14 protein-coding genes, 3 tRNA genes and 1 pseudogene are annotated in these 18,882 nt (G+C 41.0%); 4 read left to right on the top strand and 14 right to left on the bottom strand.

Annotated features, from left to right (window positions below):
- The 9 genes from AB7E53_RS09700 to AB7E53_RS09660 all read right to left on the bottom strand — a co-directional run.
- Window positions 1-732: SusD/RagB family nutrient-binding outer membrane lipoprotein (locus tag AB7E53_RS09700; RefSeq protein WP_446775388.1), on the bottom strand; the 732-nt coding region annotated here is incomplete at its 3' end.
- An 18-nt stretch (window positions 733-750) separates the two neighbouring features.
- A complete protein-coding gene (locus tag AB7E53_RS09695; RefSeq protein ID WP_446775386.1) occupies window positions 751-3,921 on the bottom strand; it encodes a SusC/RagA family TonB-linked outer membrane protein in 3,171 nt (1,056 codons plus the stop codon).
- 253 nt (window positions 3,922-4,174) lie between these two features.
- On the bottom strand, window positions 4,175-5,125 hold the full coding sequence (locus AB7E53_RS09690; protein ID WP_079683675.1) for a ketopantoate reductase family protein: 951 nt from the start codon (window positions 5,123-5,125) through the stop codon (window positions 4,175-4,177).
- Between the two features lie 50 nt (window positions 5,126-5,175).
- Window positions 5,176-6,615 (bottom strand): arylsulfatase, encoded by a 1,440-nt coding sequence (locus tag AB7E53_RS09685; protein WP_421469194.1) that lies wholly within the window; start codon window positions 6,613-6,615, stop codon window positions 5,176-5,178.
- 99 nt (window positions 6,616-6,714) lie between these two features.
- A tRNA-Lys gene (locus AB7E53_RS09680) sits at window positions 6,715-6,787 on the bottom strand.
- A gap of 51 nt (window positions 6,788-6,838) precedes the next feature.
- Window positions 6,839-6,911 (bottom strand) — tRNA-Lys (locus AB7E53_RS09675).
- A gap of 86 nt (window positions 6,912-6,997) precedes the next feature.
- Window positions 6,998-7,801, bottom strand: coding sequence for an MBL fold metallo-hydrolase (locus AB7E53_RS09670; RefSeq protein WP_079683677.1), 804 nt, complete (start codon window positions 7,799-7,801; stop codon window positions 6,998-7,000).
- 104 nt (window positions 7,802-7,905) lie between these two features.
- Window positions 7,906-8,961: an asparaginase gene (locus tag AB7E53_RS09665; RefSeq protein ID WP_079683678.1), complete on the bottom strand. Its 1,056-nt coding sequence runs from the start codon at window positions 8,959-8,961 to the stop codon at window positions 7,906-7,908.
- A 49-nt stretch (window positions 8,962-9,010) separates the two neighbouring features.
- Window positions 9,011-9,625, bottom strand: coding sequence for a trimeric intracellular cation channel family protein (locus tag AB7E53_RS09660; protein ID WP_446775384.1), 615 nt, complete (start codon window positions 9,623-9,625; stop codon window positions 9,011-9,013).
- A 281-nt stretch (window positions 9,626-9,906) separates the two neighbouring features.
- Between AB7E53_RS09660 and AB7E53_RS09655 the strand changes: the two genes are divergently transcribed.
- Window positions 9,907-11,382, top strand: coding sequence for a DUF3943 domain-containing protein (locus tag AB7E53_RS09655; RefSeq protein ID WP_446775382.1), 1,476 nt, complete (start codon window positions 9,907-9,909; stop codon window positions 11,380-11,382).
- Here the strand turns inward: AB7E53_RS09655 and AB7E53_RS09650 are convergent.
- On the bottom strand, window positions 11,379-13,016 hold the full coding sequence (locus AB7E53_RS09650) for an ABC-F family ATP-binding cassette domain-containing protein (RefSeq protein WP_446775380.1): 1,638 nt from the start codon (window positions 13,014-13,016) through the stop codon (window positions 11,379-11,381). The genes AB7E53_RS09655 and AB7E53_RS09650 overlap by 4 nt on opposite strands.
- Before the next feature lie 111 nt (window positions 13,017-13,127).
- Between AB7E53_RS09650 and AB7E53_RS09645 the strand changes: the two genes are divergently transcribed.
- On the top strand, window positions 13,128-13,667 hold the full coding sequence (locus AB7E53_RS09645) for a 30S ribosomal protein S16 (protein ID WP_079683682.1): 540 nt from the start codon (window positions 13,128-13,130) through the stop codon (window positions 13,665-13,667).
- 169 nt (window positions 13,668-13,836) lie between these two features.
- Entirely contained in the window at window positions 13,837-14,823 is a 987-nt protein-coding gene (locus tag AB7E53_RS09640; protein ID WP_350457004.1) for a cation diffusion facilitator family transporter, read from the top strand.
- Window positions 14,824-14,880: 57 nt separating this feature from the next.
- Here AB7E53_RS09640 and trxA read toward each other — a convergent pair whose 3' ends face one another.
- A complete protein-coding gene (trxA, locus tag AB7E53_RS09635; RefSeq protein ID WP_079683684.1) occupies window positions 14,881-15,348 on the bottom strand; it encodes a thioredoxin in 468 nt (155 codons plus the stop codon).
- A gap of 191 nt (window positions 15,349-15,539) precedes the next feature.
- On the opposite strand from trxA, the gene AB7E53_RS09630 reads away from it, so the two are divergent.
- A tRNA-Ser gene (locus AB7E53_RS09630) sits at window positions 15,540-15,624 on the top strand.
- A gap of 49 nt (window positions 15,625-15,673) precedes the next feature.
- Here AB7E53_RS09630 and AB7E53_RS09625 read toward each other — a convergent pair.
- The 3 genes and pseudogenes from AB7E53_RS09625 to AB7E53_RS09615 form a co-directional block, all read right to left on the bottom strand.
- A pseudogene (locus tag AB7E53_RS09625) lies at window positions 15,674-17,134 on the bottom strand (SDR family oxidoreductase).
- A gap of 145 nt (window positions 17,135-17,279) precedes the next feature.
- Window positions 17,280-18,053 carry a class I SAM-dependent methyltransferase gene (locus AB7E53_RS09620; RefSeq protein WP_446775378.1) on the bottom strand — a complete coding sequence of 258 codons (774 nt, stop codon included), beginning with the start codon at window positions 18,051-18,053 and terminating at the stop codon, window positions 17,280-17,282.
- A 301-nt stretch (window positions 18,054-18,354) separates the two neighbouring features.
- On the bottom strand, window positions 18,355-18,744 hold the full coding sequence (locus tag AB7E53_RS09615; protein WP_179399124.1) for a DUF1398 domain-containing protein: 390 nt from the start codon (window positions 18,742-18,744) through the stop codon (window positions 18,355-18,357).
- Window positions 18,745-18,882: the final 138 nt, after the last annotated feature.

Here is an 18,882-nt window from a genome sequence, read left to right as displayed (position 1 = left end):
ACTTCCTTTTGCTGCATCTTCAAATTCACTTTTTGCCTTAGCCGGATCTACTACGCTTAAACGCATGGCACATCTTAGCCGTAATGAATTTGCATATTTTTGCCATTTTGCCATATCGCCGTTGTAGTAAGGATCGGACTGGTTGTTCGTTCCTTTGATAGCCGACATGTCGATGCTTGGATCCAGTGCGGCACTTGCCTCTTTCAGCTCTTTAAGAACAAAGGTGTAGATTGACTGAACACTCTCGTAGGGAGAAACCGTACCGTCGTATTTGTTCAGCATCGGAATAGGTCCGAAGCTGTCGGCCAATTCTGTAATCAGATAGGCTCTCCAGATACGTGCCATTTGCAATACATTCTTTTCGTAAGCAGGAGCACCTTCGGCCACTCTTTTCTCACCCAGGTTTACGGCCAGGTTTGCCTGGTTAAGCCAACCAACTGCATAACCCGTGCTAAAGTAATCTGTATTCCATCCGTCATTGTCGGTTCCAATAGTAAATCCGCTTGCCCGTTCAAACCGGGCTGCCCGTTTCCATGTAAGTACAAAGATACGTTCGGCGATATGCGGATTTTGCTGAGCCCCCATGAACGATTTATTTAACAAGTGAGCCACTTGCACGTTTTCTTCGCTAACAGAATTGGGGTTTTTATTTATGTCTTCGAAATCACTGCACGCAGTTAACGCGAGCGCAACAGAAGCTAGTCCGATTAATAGTTTATTGAATGTTTTCATATTATTTTTCCTTCTATTTTAGAAACCAACTGTAACATTAAAAGTAAATGTGCGAGAAGTAGGTGCTGCTCCGTATTCAAAGCCTGTAGCATTGGTGTTGGTGGCAGTAACCGATTCCGGATCTATTCCTTCAAGGTGATACTTGATCATCCATACGTTGTTTGCAGTGAGCGACAAACGCAATCTTTGCAGGGCTGTTTTGGAAAGTAGTTTCTTGTCGAAATCATAGCCAATGGTGATGTTACGCAGACGGATATTGGTTGCATCGTATGTAAACGCTTCGCCCAGTCCCACGTTGCCGCTACCGGCTACACGCTCCCAATATAATTGTTGCGTAGTTGCTTTGCTGTTTACTGTATAGCTTCCACCGGTGCCAGCTACAACCGTGTTAGGAACAACAAATTCATCCCGTTTCCCATTTGCCACCGTTCCGGCTGCATTACCCATTCTGTACAGGTTAGCCGTAGTAGCAGAGAAGATTTCTCCCCCAATTCTTGCATCAATCAGGAAGCTTAGCGATATATTCTTATAGCTGAAGCTGTTGGTGATACCTAATAAGAAGTCGGGTTGCTGATTTCCCAGCTCGTACTGATCGGATGTAAGCAATGGAAGACCTTGTGCATCTACAATTACTTTACCGGCATGTTCGCCAGTTTCAACACGTTGGAACTTCTTTCCGTAAATGTCACCGTAATAGCTGCCTGTGCGGGCAACAATTTTAACGTCATCGAAGGTGCGTAATCCATATTCGTTTACACCTTCGTACAGATCGATAATTTTATTCCGGTTCAAAGAGGCATTTACCGTCATATCCCAGTTGAGGCCCTTCGGATTCTGCAGAATACCACCGTAAAGCATTAATTCCACACCTGAGTTCTGGATGTTACCAGCATTGATCTTACGGTCTGAATATCCGGAGAACGGGTCCATCGGAAGATTAAACAATTGTCTGGTTGCATTGGATTTATACCATGCAGCATCGATTCCCAGTCGGTTGTTGAAGAATTTAAGGTCGACACCAGCTTCCCACGATTTGATTAACTCGCTTCGTACGGTTGGATCGTACAATGTACTACCTGGTGCTGCGGTTGGGTTACCATTCGGATCTTTCCCCATGGTATATACTGTGTATAATTGATATGGATCCAAGTCGTTACCAACTTCTGCATAGGAGGCTCTTACTTTGGTGAAGGTCAGCCATTCAGGCATGCTTCCTCCGTTTTTGTCGATCATATCTGAAATTACGGCCGATAAGCTAACGGATGGATAGAAGTAAGAACGATTCTCTTTGCTCATGGTAGACGACCAGTCGTTACGTCCGGTTACGTCCATAAACAACCAACCATCCCAGTTCATTTGCAATGAACCGTAAAGAGAGTTCATTTTCCGGCGTACTTCCGATGCATCGACAGATACACTCATCTTATCTACACTGTTGTTGATTGAGAAGAGGTTAGGTATCAACAAGTCGCCTGTGTTGATAGACATTTTTTTCCTGTTTTGTGTCATCAGGTTACCTCCAACAGTAATAAAACCTCCAAATTTGTCGATCAGATTATCCTTTTTAAAGGTAGAAAGAAAACTGTAGTTGTTTTCGAAGAATGTTTCGGATGCTTCGGAATAATATCCTTTAGGCCTTACATTACCTCCGGCATACAGTTTACCTGTTGTGGTAGTGGTGTAATAGTCGGTACCACCCCTCAGTTCTAGTCCCCACCAGTCGGTTACCTGATACGAAAGAGACATGCTTCCCAGTAAGCGATTACGTGTGTCCTGGTTGGTTCTGTATTTAGAAACCCAATAGGGGTTTTCCTGTGGTGTCTGCTCGGTATCCCACCAGATCATCTTACCATCTTCGTTGACTGATCTTTCCAGCAATGTAATATCCAACGATCTTGGCAACAGGTAAATCGTACTAAATGCGTTGGATTGGTTTATACCCTGTATCGGGCGGTTTTTAGCATTGTTATTGATGTAGTTTACTTTACCGTCCAGCTTCCATTGCTTCTTTGAACCGAATTCGGTCGTTCCTCTCAAATTTAAAGAGGTCTTATCAAGTTCGGCACCCGGAACGATACTTTTGTCGTCCGATCTGTTTATAGATGCGAAGACTGAAGTACCTTCAAAACTTTGTTGAAAAGAGATCCCTTCATTAAAGGAAGTCCCGGTATTGAAGTAATTGCCGATATTATCGAATGTCTTCAAAGGAGCCGATTGTCCGTCCCATCTTTCCACCGTTTGTGAGCCGTCTGCCAACGGACCCCAGCTTGCTCTTGATTTAACATCGTAAATGTTGGTCGAACCTTGTCCGAAGTTATTCTGTAGCTCCGGTTTCAGGAAAATACTCTCGGTTGATACTCCCGCATTTACCGTAATTCCCAATCCCGTCTGTTTCTTTCCGGACTTGGTGGTAATCAAGATTACACCGTTACCAGCGCGTGATCCGTACAATGCAGCTGCCGAAGCACCTTTCAGTACGTTCATGGATTCGATGTCTTCCGGATTTATATCCCCAAGACCGTTACCCATATCCGGACCTTCATTACCCCATACGTCGGCTACACCACCGGTAAAGTTATCCATCGGCACCCCGTCGATAACGATAAGAGGTTGATTGGAACCCGTAAGTGAGCTGTTACCGCGAAGCACAATTTTAGATGATCCGCCAGGACCGTTGCTGGAGCGTACTACCTGTAGTCCGGAAACTTTACCGGACAACGCGTTGGCCAGGTTATTTTCTCTGGCTTCAATCAGTGCATCTCCTTTAAGCTCCTGAGTTGCATATCCCAGTGCTTTCTTTTCACGTTTAATACCTAAAGCGGTTACAACAACTTCTTCAATTACTTTGGTGTCTTCAACCAACGTTACGTTGATAGAAGATTGTCCGGTATAACGTATTTCTTGCGTTGTATAACCGATAAAGGAAACCTGAATAGTTTGTCCGTTGCTGATTTCCAGGGAGAAGTTTCCGTCTACATCACTGATGGTCCCTATGGTTGTACCTTTAATTGCTACAGAGGCTCCTGCGATCGGCCCCATTGCATCCTGGATTTTTCCCCTTACTCTTTGATTTTGTTGTGGAATTCCAGCATTTCCATTTTCAGCTTCATTTGCCACTAATACAGAGCCTGAGGAGCTTAGTAGGGCAAAAAGCAAAATCAAACCGATTTGTTTAATGAAATTTAACATAACAGATGATTTAATTAGTAAATAGTTGATAATTTCTCTTTTTCTGAATAATAAGGCTTATAGTGATTTATAAAATAGTAAATGTGTTCGTGGCTAATTGTATTTGTTTTTTGTTAAGTAATCAGCGCGTCGTTTCTTCATTTTTTATTATAACATAAATTACTATTGTTTAGTTTTTTTAAACGCAGGGGTTGCTGAAATTATTTTTAATAACTTCAGGTAATGTTGTGAAAATAAATAAGATATGGAAAGGTTAATTGTTGGGGTTATTGTAAATATTTGTATAATTTGTTTTGAGTTCGTTATACATTTTGAGATAACAGGGCACCTCTATGTTAAGATCTTTCGCACATTGCACAATATAGCCTGTAATAGACTCTAATTCGGTTTGAGCACCTTTAAGAAAGTCGGAATGCATGGACGTAGTAGAATTGTAAGGCATTTTTCGTTGTCCTTCAATTATTTCATCCCGGCTGTTTGGAGGGAAAGAGATACCCATGGCAGTAGCTACTGCAATAAATTCGTCGGCTAAAGCCAACAGATCGTCCGTGTGAAGGTCGAGAACCTTGCCGATCGGCAGATTGTAGTACGAAGTGAGGGTTGCAGCGGTAGAGATGCGAAAGAATTTTTTCCAGATCCGATCGGTGATATTCTCCGGATTAAACGCATTGATCCCTGCAGCAGTCAGAAGAGATAATAACCGGACTTGTTTTTCTTTATTTCCGGACAAGCTCCCGAAATAGAATTGATCGTTTTCAGAATACTTACAGATCTTTCCGGGTTCCGATCTGCGGGAAACGATATACACGCATCCCTGCCATACTTCGTTTGATGGCAGGATGCGTTGTATTTGTTCTGATATATTAGCTCCATTAAGCAATGGGATAATCACCGTCTGTTCTCCGATAAGAGGTTTTAATTGTTGTATGTTAGCCTCCAGATCGTAGCTTTTAGTGCAAAGAAAAAGATAATCTACCACCCCGATATGTAATGGCTGGTCGGTAGCAAGTGCTGGAAATGCTGTAAAGCTTTCAGTAGGCTCTTCAACCTTGAGGCCGTTTTGCCGGATGGCATCCAAATGTTCGTTACGGGCAATAAAAAAGATGTCGGCAACATCCGAATTATGGTAGTAACGGGCAAGTTTTCCGCCGTAATATCCTCCAACTCCTCCAATTCCTGAAAAGGCAATACGTATTTTATGCATGACTACAGACTTTTTATTTTGTAAAACAACAGGGCTACACTCTTTGTTCGTTATCTTTTTTGATACAATGGCCAGTTGGGATCGTCCACATGCGATGCAAGCATCAGCTGCTTTAGTGTGGAAACCATTTCCGGATGGCTGGCAGCCACGTTATGTATTTCTTGCGGATCGGCAGCAATGTTATATAATTCATAGTAACTGGCAGCTTCGTTGTTCGCTTTAAAACGGATCAGTTTCCAGTCTCCTTTGCGAATGGCCTGTTTGCCTCCCTCTTCCTGAAACTCAAAATAAAGAGATTGATGCTCCTCTTGTTTTCCCTTCCCTGTAAGTGTAGGCAGAATACTTAGGCCATCACCTTCTTTTGTTTTTTGTCCGGTTATCTGGGCAAAAGTGGGCATCATATCCCAAAACGAACACATAAACGGTGTTTCTTTACCCTGAGCAATTGATCCGGGCCAAACTGCGATAAAGGGTACCCGGATACCTCCTTCATACAAGTCTCGTTTGTGTCCCCGATAGATTCCGTTCCCGTTGAAAAAATCAGGATCGGCCCCTCCTTCTTTGTGCGGGCCGTTATCACTGGTGAATACAATCATCGTATTTTCGTACAAGCCAAGTTCTTTTAATTTGGAGACAACCTGACCAACGTATACATCCAAACGGTAGACCATGGCAGCGAAGGTTGCTCTTGGATATACCTGCGAACAGTATCCGCCTTTACGGAAAGCGGCTCCGCTATCAATGCCTTTATAGGGTGTTTCGGGATACATCCCTCTGAATTTTTGAATGATACTGTCTTCTGGTACGATTAATTCTGCGTGAGGCAGTACATAGGGAAGAAACAGAAAGAAGTTTTCATCCTTGTTTTTCTCAATAAATTCGAGGGCCTTGTCCTGTATCAGGTCTTGGGTGTACGAACCGTAACCTCCATTATAATTACCCGGAAGCTCAATACGCTTGTCGTTTTCCCAAAGATGGTCGGCATAGTAATTGTGTGCCAACAGCTGGCAATTGAAGCCATAGAAATTATCCACCCCCTGCTTATTGGGATCTCCTTCAGAACCGGGAGAGCCTAATCCCCACTTTCCAAACGCTCCTGTTGTATATCCTGCTTGTTTAAATATGGAAAAGAGTGTCTGGGTTCCTGCAGGTAAAGCAAATTGACCTTCGGGCTGAACCTCCTTGTTTCCCCGGATAGGGGTATGACCGGTATGCAGACCGGTTATCAGACTGGAGCGGGAGGGGGCACTTACGGTTGTTCCCGAGTAACATTGGGTGAAGCGTAGTCCTTCTTGAGCAAGCTTGTCGATATTGGGTGTTTTGAATTTTTCCTGACCGTAACAACTCAGGTCTCCATAGCCCAGGTCGTCCGCAATAATGAATACAACGTTGGGGCGTTTATTTTTATCCGTTTTTTTGTTGCTGGCAGTTGTAAGCTGAGGCGAAAAAGCTGTTCCTGCTACCAAGCCAGTAAGTAAAAGTGTTTTCATGTCTTCTCGATTTAGTTTGGGGCAAAATTAAGAAGATTTGGCAACTAACAAGGCATGAACATAAAAAAAAGGCAGTTATTATGAAATAACTGCCTTTAGTGACCCGGGAGGGGCTCGAACCCTCGACCCATTGATTAAGAGTCAATTGCTCTACCAACTGAGCTACCGAGTCAACGTTGTTGGTGTATGTGTGAAATCGACATAATGTAGTATTATCTTTTAGTGACCCGGGAGGGGCTCGAACCCTCGACCCATTGATTAAGAGTCAATTGCTCTACCAGCTGAGCTACCGAGTCTTACAGATATATACTATCTTTTTGTTTTGATTGCGGGTGCAAAGATACTGGATTTTATTTTACTGCCAAACTTTTTTCCCGCTAATTCAATCAAATTCGAATATTTCTGAAGGGGTGGTTCGTTTAAGAGCCGTGAGTGTTACATCTTTTCCTACTCGTATCCCTTCCTGAAAAAGCCTGATATTGATGGTCTTACATGCTAATTCCGGATGGTTGTTGTCTCTGCTTAAATGACATAGCCAGATATCTTTTAAATCGGGCGTGTAATTGGTTGCAAGAAACTCTGCTGCCTCGCGGTTGCTCAGATGCCCGGTCGGACTGGAAACCCTTTCTTTTAAAAAGGCAGGGTAGGTGCCGAATTTCAACATCTCTTCGTCGTAATTTGCCTCAATTATCAGGTGGTTGGCCATCGACATGTATTTTTTTACAGTATCTGTTATATGGCCGACATCGGTAGCGAAAGTAAACTTATGATCCTTATAACAGATATGATAACCAACATTATCTGTACTGTCATGCGGAACTTCAAAAGCTACAATAGAGAAATCCCGTATCATGAAGGGTACCTCTTTCTGGATGATTCTTCTGGATCCGTTTAATGTTTCTTCTACATAGCGGCTATTGTCTATTCCGCGGTGCACATCAGCAGTAGAGTATATGGGGAGATACATTTTCTCACCCAGGTATCCAACTGTTTTGATATGATCAGCGTGATCGTGCGTTACAAGTACTGCGGCTATCTTTGATATATCTATATTGTTGTCTTTGAGTACTTTCTTGATTGTCCTGAAGCTGATTCCGGCATCAATAAGAATCCCGAAATCAGGTGTCCCAAGGTAATAGCAGTTGCCGCTGCTTCCACTTGCCAAACTAAAAAAGGATAATTTCATACGAATAAAATTTTAATAAGGAAGGCCTGGCAGGCATAAGTAATTTCATACATGCTCGTTTCATATTATTATGCATCACCGCCTCTCTTTAATCAATTTAAAAATCAGCGTAACGTTTCCGGGATGCTGATTTCGCCTATAAGTGAACAATTCATGTGTTCTTTCACCTCTTCGGGCGAAAGACCGTGTCCAAATAAAAACATCAGTTTGGCTACGGCACTTTCTGTAGTACTGTCGAATCCGCTTATCACTCCCGCTTCCAGAAGTTTATGTCCGGTTTCATAGCGGTGCATCTCTACACTACCTGCACTGCATTGAGTTATATTTACAATTACAATTCCTCTGTCTACCGCATCTTTCAGCATATTAAGAAACCACTCCTGACTAGGTGCATTTCCGCTGCCGAAAGTTTCCATAACAATTCCTTTAATACCCGGAATATTCAGGATACTTTCAATCACCAGAGGTGATATGCCGGGGAAGAGTTTTAATATGGCTACATTTCTGTCCAACAGATAATGTGGCTTCAAGGGCTTTCTGGATACCGAATGGTATATCTGTCGGTCGTCGTATTTTATATAAATACCTGCATGGGCTAAAACCGGATAATTATAAGACCGGAAGGCATTGAAATGATCCGCATTTATTTTGCTGGTACGGTTGCCTCTCATCAAGTCGTTTTCAAAGAAGATGCATACTTCGGGAACGATAGGCTGGCCGTTCTCTTTAGCGGCAGCTATTTCAATAGCTGTTATCAGATTTTCTTTTCCATCCGTACGCAACATGCCGATCGGAAGCTGAGAGCCGGTCAGTATTACCGGTTTGCTCAGATTTTCGAGCATAAAGCTGAGTGCTGAAGCTGTAAACGACATGGTGTCTGTTCCGTGAAGGACAACAAATCCATCGTAGGTATTGTAATTATCCGCAATAATCTTCACAATCTTGGTCCATGATTCAGGTCCCATCTCTGACGAGTCCATAGGTGGGTCGAATTGGATGGTGGAAACGCCATAGCCAAGCTTTTTAAGTTCGGGCATATGCTCTTTGAGGTGCTGAAAATTAAAGGATTCAAGAACTCCTGTTTCAGAGTTTTCAATCATCCCGATGGTTCCTCCCGTATATATAAGCAGGATGGATGCGTTTTCTTGCTGCGTATTCATTTTATGAAGCTTGGAATAAATTACTCACAAAGATACTATTTTTTCTCAATTAACTTTCTTCCCCTTTTAATACTGGTACACTTACATGATATTTTACGGCAATAACACGAATTACAAATACACTTACAGCCGTAATAAACTGTATAATGGATGAAGACATACCGGTAAATGTACACAAATAGTAGATGAATCCACCAAATACGCATGCTAAAGCATAGATATCTTTTCTAAAGATCAGTGGAACCTCATTTATTAATGTATCCCGCAACATTCCTCCAAAGGATCCGGTTATGGTTCCCATCACAATGGCTACCCACATCGGAAATCCGAACTCAAGGGTTTTAACAATACCAACCACGGCAAAAAGGCCTAATCCGATGGCATCGAAAATAAAGAACGTGTTATTGAGCCTGATTACGAACTTCTTAAATATGATAACAAACAATAAGGCCAGTCCGGAAACAGTTAAATAGGAGGCCTGCTCCATCCAAAATGGAGTAGCGTTAAGGAGTAAATCGCGGAGAGTACCACCGCCAACAGCCGTAACCAGTCCGATTACATAGGCCCCGAACCAGTCAAATTGTTTGGCAGAAGCCAGCCTTATTCCGCTTATAGCGAAGGCAAATGTGCCGGAATAATCGCAAAGTGTAATAAAATCTATCATTGTGTTTTGTGTTTTGCGTGCAAAATTAATTATAATTTATACGTAAATAGGGTGAAAGATAGCAAAAACAAATTGTTTTGACCGATTTCTTGTACATAGTTAACTCCAGAAGTGCAATTAATAGGAAGCCGACCTTTATTTGTTAAGTTTTAGTCCATATTTGATTTAAACTAAACGAGTCTGATTATGTTATAATAATATAACTTTGCACGCGAATTAGCCCTTTGGACAAATTATTAATATACACTTCAGGAAAATAGATGTGTAAATATAATAGAGTGATGAATAAATACCTGATTTTGTTTTTATTGTTAATAGGTGTGGAGCAAGGCATCCATTCTCAAAACTTTCCGCAAATAGATGCAAGAAAATATGAAAGCGATTCCATACGGATTTTGCCTAAAAGGCCCTGGCTTGCAGCATCTGAGGCCTTTGGCGTTAATATGTTGATATGGGGGATTGACCGTTATGTGGCAAAAGTCGATTTTGCATATATCAATTTCAATACTATAAAAGATAACTTCAGGAAGGGGCCTGTGTGGGATACGGATATGTTTTCAACCAATCTGGTTGCACATCCTTATCACGGATCTCTTTACTTTAATGCTGCCCGAAGCAACGGATTAAATTTCTGGCAGTCGGTACCCTATAACGCAGCCGGAAGTTTTATGTGGGAGTTCTTTATGGAGAACGAATATCCGTCTATAAATGACTTGATGTCTACCACCTTCGGAGGTGCGGTTTTGGGAGAAATCACCTTTCGGCTTTCTGATTTATTTATAGATGACCGTACCACTGGCGCTGAACGTGTAGGACGCGAGATTCTAACAGGGATTATTTCACCCATTAGGGGAATTAACCGTCTTATTACAGGTGATTCATGGAGATACAGGGCATCCAAAGGACGGTCGTTCCGATCGGTTCCGGTTACATTCGAGCTAAATATGGGACCTCGTTTCCTTGCAGAGCAGGAAGCATCCAGTAAAGGAACTATCGGGATGCATTTAGGTATGCGTTTGGATTACGGCGATCCCTTTAATGACGATTTCTATTCTCCTTATGAATGGTTTCAATTAAGAGCCGGATTAGATTTCATATCAGACCAACCCATGATTAATCAGGTGAATGCTATAGGTGCCTTATGGGGAAAAACAATCTGGACCAAGGGTAACAGAGGACTTACCACCGGGATATTTCAACATTTCGACTATTACGATTCTCAGTTGCCGGATGGAAGTTCGAGGGAGGTAGTTCCTTATCGTATTTCGGAGGCAGTTGCTTTCGGAGGGGGACTTCTATTTAAGCAATCGGCCGACGAAAATGATAAAGTTGACTCCTATGCAGAGCTTTATCTCAATGGTATTGCTTTAGGGGCCAGTGTTTCCGATTATTTGAAGGTTGATGACCGAGATTATAATATGGGAAGCGGTTACAGCTTTAAGTTCTCGGCAGGGGTTACTTATCAGAAGCAATGGTCTTTTTTGCTAAACCTGGAAAATTATCATATTTATACATGGAAAGGATATGATACGGATGTAGACTGGTCGACTGTGGATCCGGAAACATTAAACGTGCAAGGCGATAAAAGCGATGCACGTTTAACGGTATTTAGTTCTAAACTTATTTACTACTCAAAGAAAAAATGGAACCTGAGTATCACCAATCGTTACTTTTCACGAAAAACGGATTACAGATATTATCAGGATGTTACTTATTCTACATACGATGTAATGTTGAGTCTGGGTATGCGAATTTAGTTTTTTCGTTCAAGTTCCTGCAGGTTTTCAAGCTTCTTCCGCTGTAAGAATTCATAAATACCCTCCAGATGTTCGGTAACTTTTTTGTTGCCGAACTCGTAGACCTTGGTTACAAGTCCATCCAGGAAGTCACGGTCGTGCGATACAACAATCAAAGTCCCGTCGAAATCCTTCAACGCACTTTTCAGGATATCTTTCGTCTTCATATCCAGGTGATTGGTGGGCTCATCCAGAATAAGCAGATTCACCGGCTCCAACAGTAGCTTTATCATGGCCAGACGGGTTCGTTCTCCTCCCGAGAGTACTTTGACTTTCTTGGTGGAGCTTTCTCCGCCAAACATGAACGCCCCCAGCAGATCCCGGATCTTGTTACGTATATCACCTATAGCTACATCGTCTATGGTTTGGAAAACCGTTAAATTCTCGTCAAGCAACGAAGCCTGGTTCTGGGCAAAATAACCGATCATCACGTTGTGTCCCAAAGTTAGCGTACCATCGTAGCCAATCTCTTTCATTATACATTTAACTAGCGTAGATTTCCCCTCACCGTTTTTACCGACGAAAGCAATCTTATCACCACGTTCAATGGTGACGTTGGCGTTTTTAAACACCGTATGATCGCCATAGCTTTTTGAAAGGTTCTCTATAATGACAGGATAATTTCCCGAACGGGGAGAAGGCGGAAATTTAAGGCGCAAAGCCGATGTATCCTCTTCGTCCACTTCAAGCAATTCAAGCTTCTCAAGCATCTTAACCCTGGATTGAACCTGGAGTGTTTTGGAATAAGTACCCTTAAACCGCTCGATGAACTCTTTTGTTTCAGCAATAAACTTTTGTTGTTCGTCGAAGGCTTTCTGCTGCTGCTCCCTGCGCTCCTTACGTAAATTAAGATAAGATGAGTAATTCACTTTGTAATCGTAGATACGTCCCATGGTCACCTCAATGGTGCGGGTTGTTATATGATCGACAAAGGCCCGGTCGTGACTAATCAATACAACGGCTTTTGCGCTGTTGATAAGGAAATCTTCAAGCCATTGGATCGACTCTATATCCAGGTGATTGGTGGGCTCATCCAATAAAATTACATCCGGCTTTTTAAGCAAAAGCTTGGCAAGTTCAATTCTCATTCGCCAGCCACCGCTGAAGTCGCTCGTCTGACGATTGAAATCTTCTCTTTTAAAACCTAATCCCAATAAAGTCTTCTCTATATCAGCATCGTAATTGGTCTCTTCGATGGAATAAAACTTTTCGCTGAGTACAGACACTCTTTCTATCAATGCGTAATACTCTTCCGAATCGTAATCTGTTCTGGTTTCCAGCTCTTTGTTGATAGTTTCAATTTCTGACTCCATCTCGTGTAAATGAGAAAAAGCCTGAGCCGTTTCTTCAAAAACCGTCCGTCCGTCTTCTGTCATCAAATGCTGTGGAAGATAGGCGATTACCGTATCTTTGGGAGCTGATATCTTTCCTCTGGAAGGCTCACGCACTCCAGCCAGAATTTTCAACAGGGTAGATTTTCCCGCTCCGTTTTTACCCATAAGGGCGATACGATCTTTTTCATTAATAACAAAGGATATATCTGCAAATAGTGTAGAACCACCAAACTCAACTGTAAGCCCGTCAACTGAAATCATATTAATCTTTTAAAATGAGGCGCAAAGATAGCCGTTTTATTTGGTAGAATAAAATAATGAGCCTATCTTTGCACCGCTAATACAAACAGCTTTAATAATTTATTCAAAAAGATGGCAACAAAAATCAGATTGCAAAGACACGGTCGTAAAGGTTATGCCTTTTATCAAATCGTAGTCGCAGACAGCAGGGCTCCACGTGATGGAAAGTTTATTGAAAGGATAGGTTCTTATAATCCGAACACTAATCCTGCTACAATAGATTTGAATTTCGAAAGAGCTTTGTATTGGTTACAGGTAGGTGCCCAACCTACAGACACTACTCGTAATATTCTTTCTAACGAAGGAGTATGCTTGAAAAAGCACTTATTGGAAGGTGTTAAAAAGGGTGCTTTTGACGAAGCAGCTGCAGAATCTAAATTCCAGGCTTGGTTAACTAGCAAAAACACTTCATTGCAAACTGCTAAACAAAAAGATGGAGAAGCAGCCAGAGCGGCAGCTAAAGCTCGTTTGGAAGCAGAAAAAGAGGTGAACAAGGCAAAAGCAGAAGCTTTAGCTCAGAAGAAAGCTGAATTAGCTGCCGCCGCAGCAGCAGCAAATGCCCCTGCAGAAGCTCCAGAAGCAGAAGCTCCGGCAGCAGAAAGCGCTGAATAATTTGTGTAAAGCCAAATAGAGAGAGGTTACCCGAAAGGTAGCCTCTTTTTTATTGTTTAAAAATTGAATATCAGAAGAAAACCGTACATTTACCGCCTCGAAGAGATTACTTGATGGCAGGCATCCATTCGAGATGCCCAGAGGTAATTGCTTCTGAAATAATAGTAAAATGGAAGAAGATTTATTGAAACAAAGAACACAGCGATGGATTGTTTCATTGTCTGTATTAATTCTGGTAGGGAAGTTTCTGGCTTATTACCTCACTAATTCCGTGGGTATATTAACCGATGCTATGGAAAGCATTGTTAATGTTACAGCTGGATTTATCAGTCTTTTCAGCCTGTACGTTTCCAGCAAGCCCAAAGATAAGTCGCATCCATTTGGTCATGGTAAAGTAGAACTTATCTCTGCATCAATAGAGGGTATACTTATCATGGTGGCAGGTTTGCTAATTATCTACGAAGCCATTAAGCGTCTTTACGAGCCTACACTTATCAGTAAACTGGATATCGGTATTTTAATTGTTGCCCTTGGCGGATTATTCAATTACCTGATGGGCTGGTATAGTATCTCGATAGGACGCAAACATAATTCCATCGCTTTAATAGCCGGAGGTAAACACCTTCAATCCGATACCTATTCTACCATCGGTCTGGTCTTGGGGCTTACGTTGCTCTATTTTACAAAACTGAGCTGGATCGATAGTGCTCTGGCCCTTATTTTTGGATCCATCATTGTGATAACCGGAGTCAATATTCTTCGCAAAACGGTAGCGACTCTGATGGATGAAGCCGATGTGCTGGTGCTTGAAAGCATGGTGAAGGCCATTTCAACGCACCGGAAGGATGATTGGATTGATATACATAATATGAAGACGATCAAATATGGGAGTCAGCTTTTTGTAGATTGTGATCTTACTTTGCCATGGTTCTATAATATTAATGAAAGTCATAAGGCCTGTGATGAGCTAAAGGCTTTGCTTACCCGGGAGTTTTCGGGGAGGGTGTTGGTTTCCATTCATTCGGATCCTTGCGATGCAAAACATTGCGAGCATTGTAAAGTGAAGGGATGCTTGTATAGGATAGAAGCATTTAGGGAAGAGCATGAACTTACACTGACCGAGCTTACGCAAACAGACGAAGATAGAAATGAATAATTCATAAAAAAAGCTGTAAATATTTTACAGCTTTTTTTATGTGAATCATCAGGAATCTTATTTACCCAACAAGTAACTGTCTATTTGTTTTACAAACTCTTCTCTAGGAAGAGCACCCATTGCTTTTTGAGGTTTTCCCTTAACAGGAACAAAAAGGATGGTAGGGATGCTTTGAATGCCGAATGTTCTGGCTAACTCCTTTTCATTATCTACGTTAATCTTATAAACAACGATGTCGTTTTTATACAGAATCGCCAGGTCGTGCAAGATGGGAGCTACCTTTTTGCAAGGACCGCACCAGTCTGCATAGAAATCGATAATGCAAGGTTTATCACCTTCGTAAACCCATTCATTCTGATTCTTTTCGTAATTATAAACCTTAGTCAGGAAACTGGCCTTGTCAAGAACGATCACTTCGCCCTTGGCTGCAGTTTTATTCTCTCCTGATTCCGGTTTTGCGTTCATTACACAGCTAACCAGCAGGAAAGTAAATGAAATAAATAATAAGTTTGTCCACTTTTTCATATAAGACGAATTTCATCTGTTAATATTACTATTACAAATGTAACAATAATAAGTATAGAACGTTTAGCGATCCTGTGGAATTAAAGAATTTTAGGTATAAGTCAAAAAAAAGAATATGAATCCTTGCCAGTGTGGAAAAAAGAACTACCTTTGCACTCGCTATTGAAAATTATTCAAACAGCATGCCATTAGGAGAGATGGCAGAGTGGTCGATCGCGGCGGTCTTGAAAACCGTTGAACTGAGAGGTTCCGGGGGTTCGAATCCCTCTCTCTCCGCTGAAAGGTCTGGATAAAACCAGGCAATAACAGAACAGAAACCTACAAGTCATTGACTTGTAGGTTTTTTTTGTATCCAATTATATTTCTTAGTTGCAATATTTTTTGCCATCCCTTTAAAAATAAATAAATGAAATGGTAGAACCGAATACCAATATAGCCTTCCCCACAGTCCTAAAGGACGGAATGTGGCTGTTTGAATCAATTCATTCGCACTATTTATTTAAAATTCCAACCAAGCTTCACCCGGTAGTTTCATTTCAGCGTAAAGCAGCAATCGCTTTTTGTTTCTATCGGCGACTAGCACCCGCCAGAAGTCTAAAGCTTCTCCCGCGAATATTTCAGTATCACTTTTTCTTCCACGTCTAATTCCTGTACCTCCAACAATCTTGTCAAGGAAGCCTCGAATATTCCATAGCCAGTCGGCGTAATACCAACCACGTTCTCCGCCAATAGCAAATATATTATCTAACGCTGCGTCAGGCTCATCTAATTTTACTATTTTCTGATCACTAAAACAACCTTTAGTGGGAACAGATATATGTGCCGATATCCCGTTTACCAACACCTGGCTGCTTAAGGCATCTGTCCAGCTCGATAATACCTGATTTTGTTCAATTCGGTCAAAAGCTAACTGTATGGCTTCTTTGTAACTGATAAGCTTTATTGGAAATAGTTGAGGGAGATTGTTGGGTTTACAGACTACTTCTACTTTCATGCTTTTTACAAGGTTCGTAGCCAGCGAAAAGTTGGTTGATGTTACGAAGTACAACCAATAAGAAGATAGCTTCGGTGTCATAACAGGTACTACAAATATATGTCGTTTCAGATTTCTTACTTCTCCAAACTGGAGTAGCATTTCTTTAAAAGTCAATACATCTGGCCCTCCAATATCATAGCTCTGGTTATATGTTTCTTCACGAAGTAATATTGCTGATAAATATTCGATTACATTCCGAATAGCTATGGGTTGGCATTTAGTTTTAAGCCATTGCGGAGCAATCATAATTGGTAATTTTTCAACCAAATCGCGCATTATTTCAAAAGAGGCACTGCCCGATCCTACAATTATACCAGCTCTCAAGGTTGTTAATGCAACTCTAGAATTAGCAAGTATTGTTTCTACATTTTTACGAGACTGTAAATGTTTCGACAAATGTGCTTCGTTTACAATCCCACTCAGATAAATAATTTGTTTGACATTTGTTCCTTCTATTCGCTTGACGAAATTTTGAGCCGATCGTTGTTCCATTTCACTGAAATCGCCTGATGAAGTAGACATTGAGTGTATAAGATAATATACAACATCTATGTCTGAGGGTATATTAGCTAACGATTCAGGCTTTAAAAAATCTACTTCTATTTTTGTAACTTGTGCTGTCCAATCATCGTGAATATAAAATCTTTTTACATCACGTACGCAACATACAATAGTATGTCCGGCATCTACTAAAACAGGTAGAAGTCGTTGAGCAATATATCCCGTTGCACCTGTCAATAATATTTTCATGACAATTATTTATTAATTAAAAACAATAAAGTTTTTCTTTTTGTTTCTAATTATCTTGAAACTATAGGGAAATATCTTATAACAAAGAAATAAAGAGGGTGTGTCAATTACTTTGTTGTGACACACCCTCTTTTTTGTATTCAACTTATCTCTTCTTACCGATATAAAATACATATCCGTAGTACTCCTTATACCGGTAATACAAATTCATTTCATACCGTTCAAAGCCGACGTAGTTTTCTGCAGATTTGTTCCCGGCATGTTTTTTCAGGAACTCCTCCTGCACCTTGGCTTGCGGAGCATAGAAATGATCTGTCCAACAGGTTTCGGGAAGTATAAAGATAGCCGTTGGAATGTAACTAGCCTTTTGCATTTGGGCAACCTTATTTGGAATGGTATCTATTTCGCTGTAATGCTCCATCCAAAAGTCGTTTATTTCCTGTGGCCGTTCATCTGTAAACCAGGATACTTCCGATACGGCTATGTAGCCACCTGTTTTCAGAAACTTTTTCCATTCGTTCAATCCACGTTCGTACCCTATATTGTAGATGGCCCCTTCCGACCAAATTAAGTCCAATGATTCATTTTCAAATGGGAGATTGTCCATTGATCCAACAATGCCTCTTACTCTGTTGGAGAGTTTATCCCTTTCTGCATTCCGGTTGAATATCTTAATAAAATCAGGAAAGAGATCAAGTCCGGTTATTTCTCCCGGAGTGTTCTGTGCCAGTGTCATGGTTTGTCCGCCTGTTCCACATCCGAGGTCGGCTATGTGTGATTGCGGGGTCAGATTGTCGATAAACCCTAATGCCTTAAGCGTTGCCTCTGGACTGCCGGGACCCTGACGCTCCAGGTTTGAATAATACTCACAGATTAAATTGAAATCAAATTCGTAGATTGACTTATTTTCGTTACTCATGATGTTTAATTTATAATGACGCACTACAGAGAATCTTTCTGTATGTACATCAGTGTTGATAAATAAGAAAAAGAAGCTTAACTCAAGCAAGAATATGCCTGAGTATTATTGAGGGATAACCTTGACGAGTGCCGAAGGTTATTTACTTCACGGAATCCTTTTTAAATTTAAACATCCAACGTTTTTAGATAGTACAAAGATAATGTTTTTTTTATTTCAGTATATTTAGTACTGTTAAATGAAAGTAAAGATGATGTTTACCGAGCTAATAGATTATTCTATATGTTAAAAGCAGGAGGCATCATACAGGTATGTCTTCTTTTAGAATTTTGTTTCCGGCTTTATCAAAATAGATACAAGTCATTACATCGAAATAAACCACCCATTTTTCAACTCCTGTTTCAGCGCAGTTGGTACAAAATGTATAATAATCGGTTTTTCCTTGTTGATGATTCCTCAGGTATTTGATGAATTTATCCGTATCGACTTTATCTGAAATTGATAGTTCAGGATACTGAGGCTTGGATGATGTTTGATAATCATCTTTACCAAAATACTTGGTGTGACTGTCTTTTACCCATGTTTCAAACGAGATAACTCCCATCAGCTTTATCTCTTGAATGTATTTTGGAAAATCGGCCCCGGATTTTACCTTTTCGTGAGCTTTATTTATTTGTTCAACAGTAAACATACTATTTTTCTTTTTATAATTACTTATCACTAGTGTCCCATTAAAAATGGGACGTTATTAAAAATTAAATAAACTTGGCTATAAATAACAGTTCAAAAGTATACCACCATTCCAATTGAAAAGTATACCAGCTAATCA

It is taken from the genome of Macellibacteroides sp., assembly GCF_050251695.1.
Classification (GTDB): domain Bacteria; phylum Bacteroidota; class Bacteroidia; order Bacteroidales; family Tannerellaceae; genus Macellibacteroides; species Macellibacteroides fermentans.
Note: the sequence above shows the minus strand (reverse complement) of the source record. Positions and strands in the feature narration are given on the sequence as shown.

Bases quoted from the DNA above. Each gene is read 5' to 3' on its own strand.
- AB7E53_RS09695 (WP_446775386.1), bottom strand. From the start codon at position 3,921: ATGTTAAATTTCATTAAACAAATCGGTTTGATTTTGCTTTTTGCCCTA.
- AB7E53_RS09690 (WP_079683675.1), bottom strand. From the start codon at position 5,125: ATGCATAAAATACGTATTGCCTTTTCAGGAATTGGAGGAGTTGGAGGA.
- AB7E53_RS09685 (WP_421469194.1), bottom strand. From the start codon at position 6,615: ATGAAAACACTTTTACTTACTGGCTTGGTAGCAGGAACAGCTTTTTCG.
- AB7E53_RS09670 (WP_079683677.1), bottom strand. From the start codon at position 7,801: ATGAAATTATCCTTTTTTAGTTTGGCAAGTGGAAGCAGCGGCAACTGC.
- AB7E53_RS09665 (WP_079683678.1), bottom strand. From the start codon at position 8,961: ATGAATACGCAGCAAGAAAACGCATCCATCCTGCTTATATATACGGGA.
- AB7E53_RS09660 (WP_446775384.1), bottom strand. From the start codon at position 9,625: ATGATAGATTTTATTACACTTTGCGATTATTCCGGCACATTTGCCTTC.
- AB7E53_RS09655 (WP_446775382.1), top strand. From the start codon at position 9,907: ATGAATAAATACCTGATTTTGTTTTTATTGTTAATAGGTGTGGAGCAA.
- AB7E53_RS09650 (WP_446775380.1), bottom strand. From the start codon at position 13,016: ATGATTTCAGTTGACGGGCTTACAGTTGAGTTTGGTGGTTCTACACTA.
- AB7E53_RS09645 (WP_079683682.1), top strand. From the start codon at position 13,128: ATGGCAACAAAAATCAGATTGCAAAGACACGGTCGTAAAGGTTATGCC.
- AB7E53_RS09640 (WP_350457004.1), top strand. From the start codon at position 13,837: ATGGAAGAAGATTTATTGAAACAAAGAACACAGCGATGGATTGTTTCA.
- trxA (WP_079683684.1), bottom strand. From the start codon at position 15,348: ATGAAAAAGTGGACAAACTTATTATTTATTTCATTTACTTTCCTGCTG.
- AB7E53_RS09620 (WP_446775378.1), bottom strand. From the start codon at position 18,053: ATGAGTAACGAAAATAAGTCAATCTACGAATTTGATTTCAATTTAATC.
- AB7E53_RS09615 (WP_179399124.1), bottom strand. From the start codon at position 18,744: ATGTTTACTGTTGAACAAATAAATAAAGCTCACGAAAAGGTAAAATCC.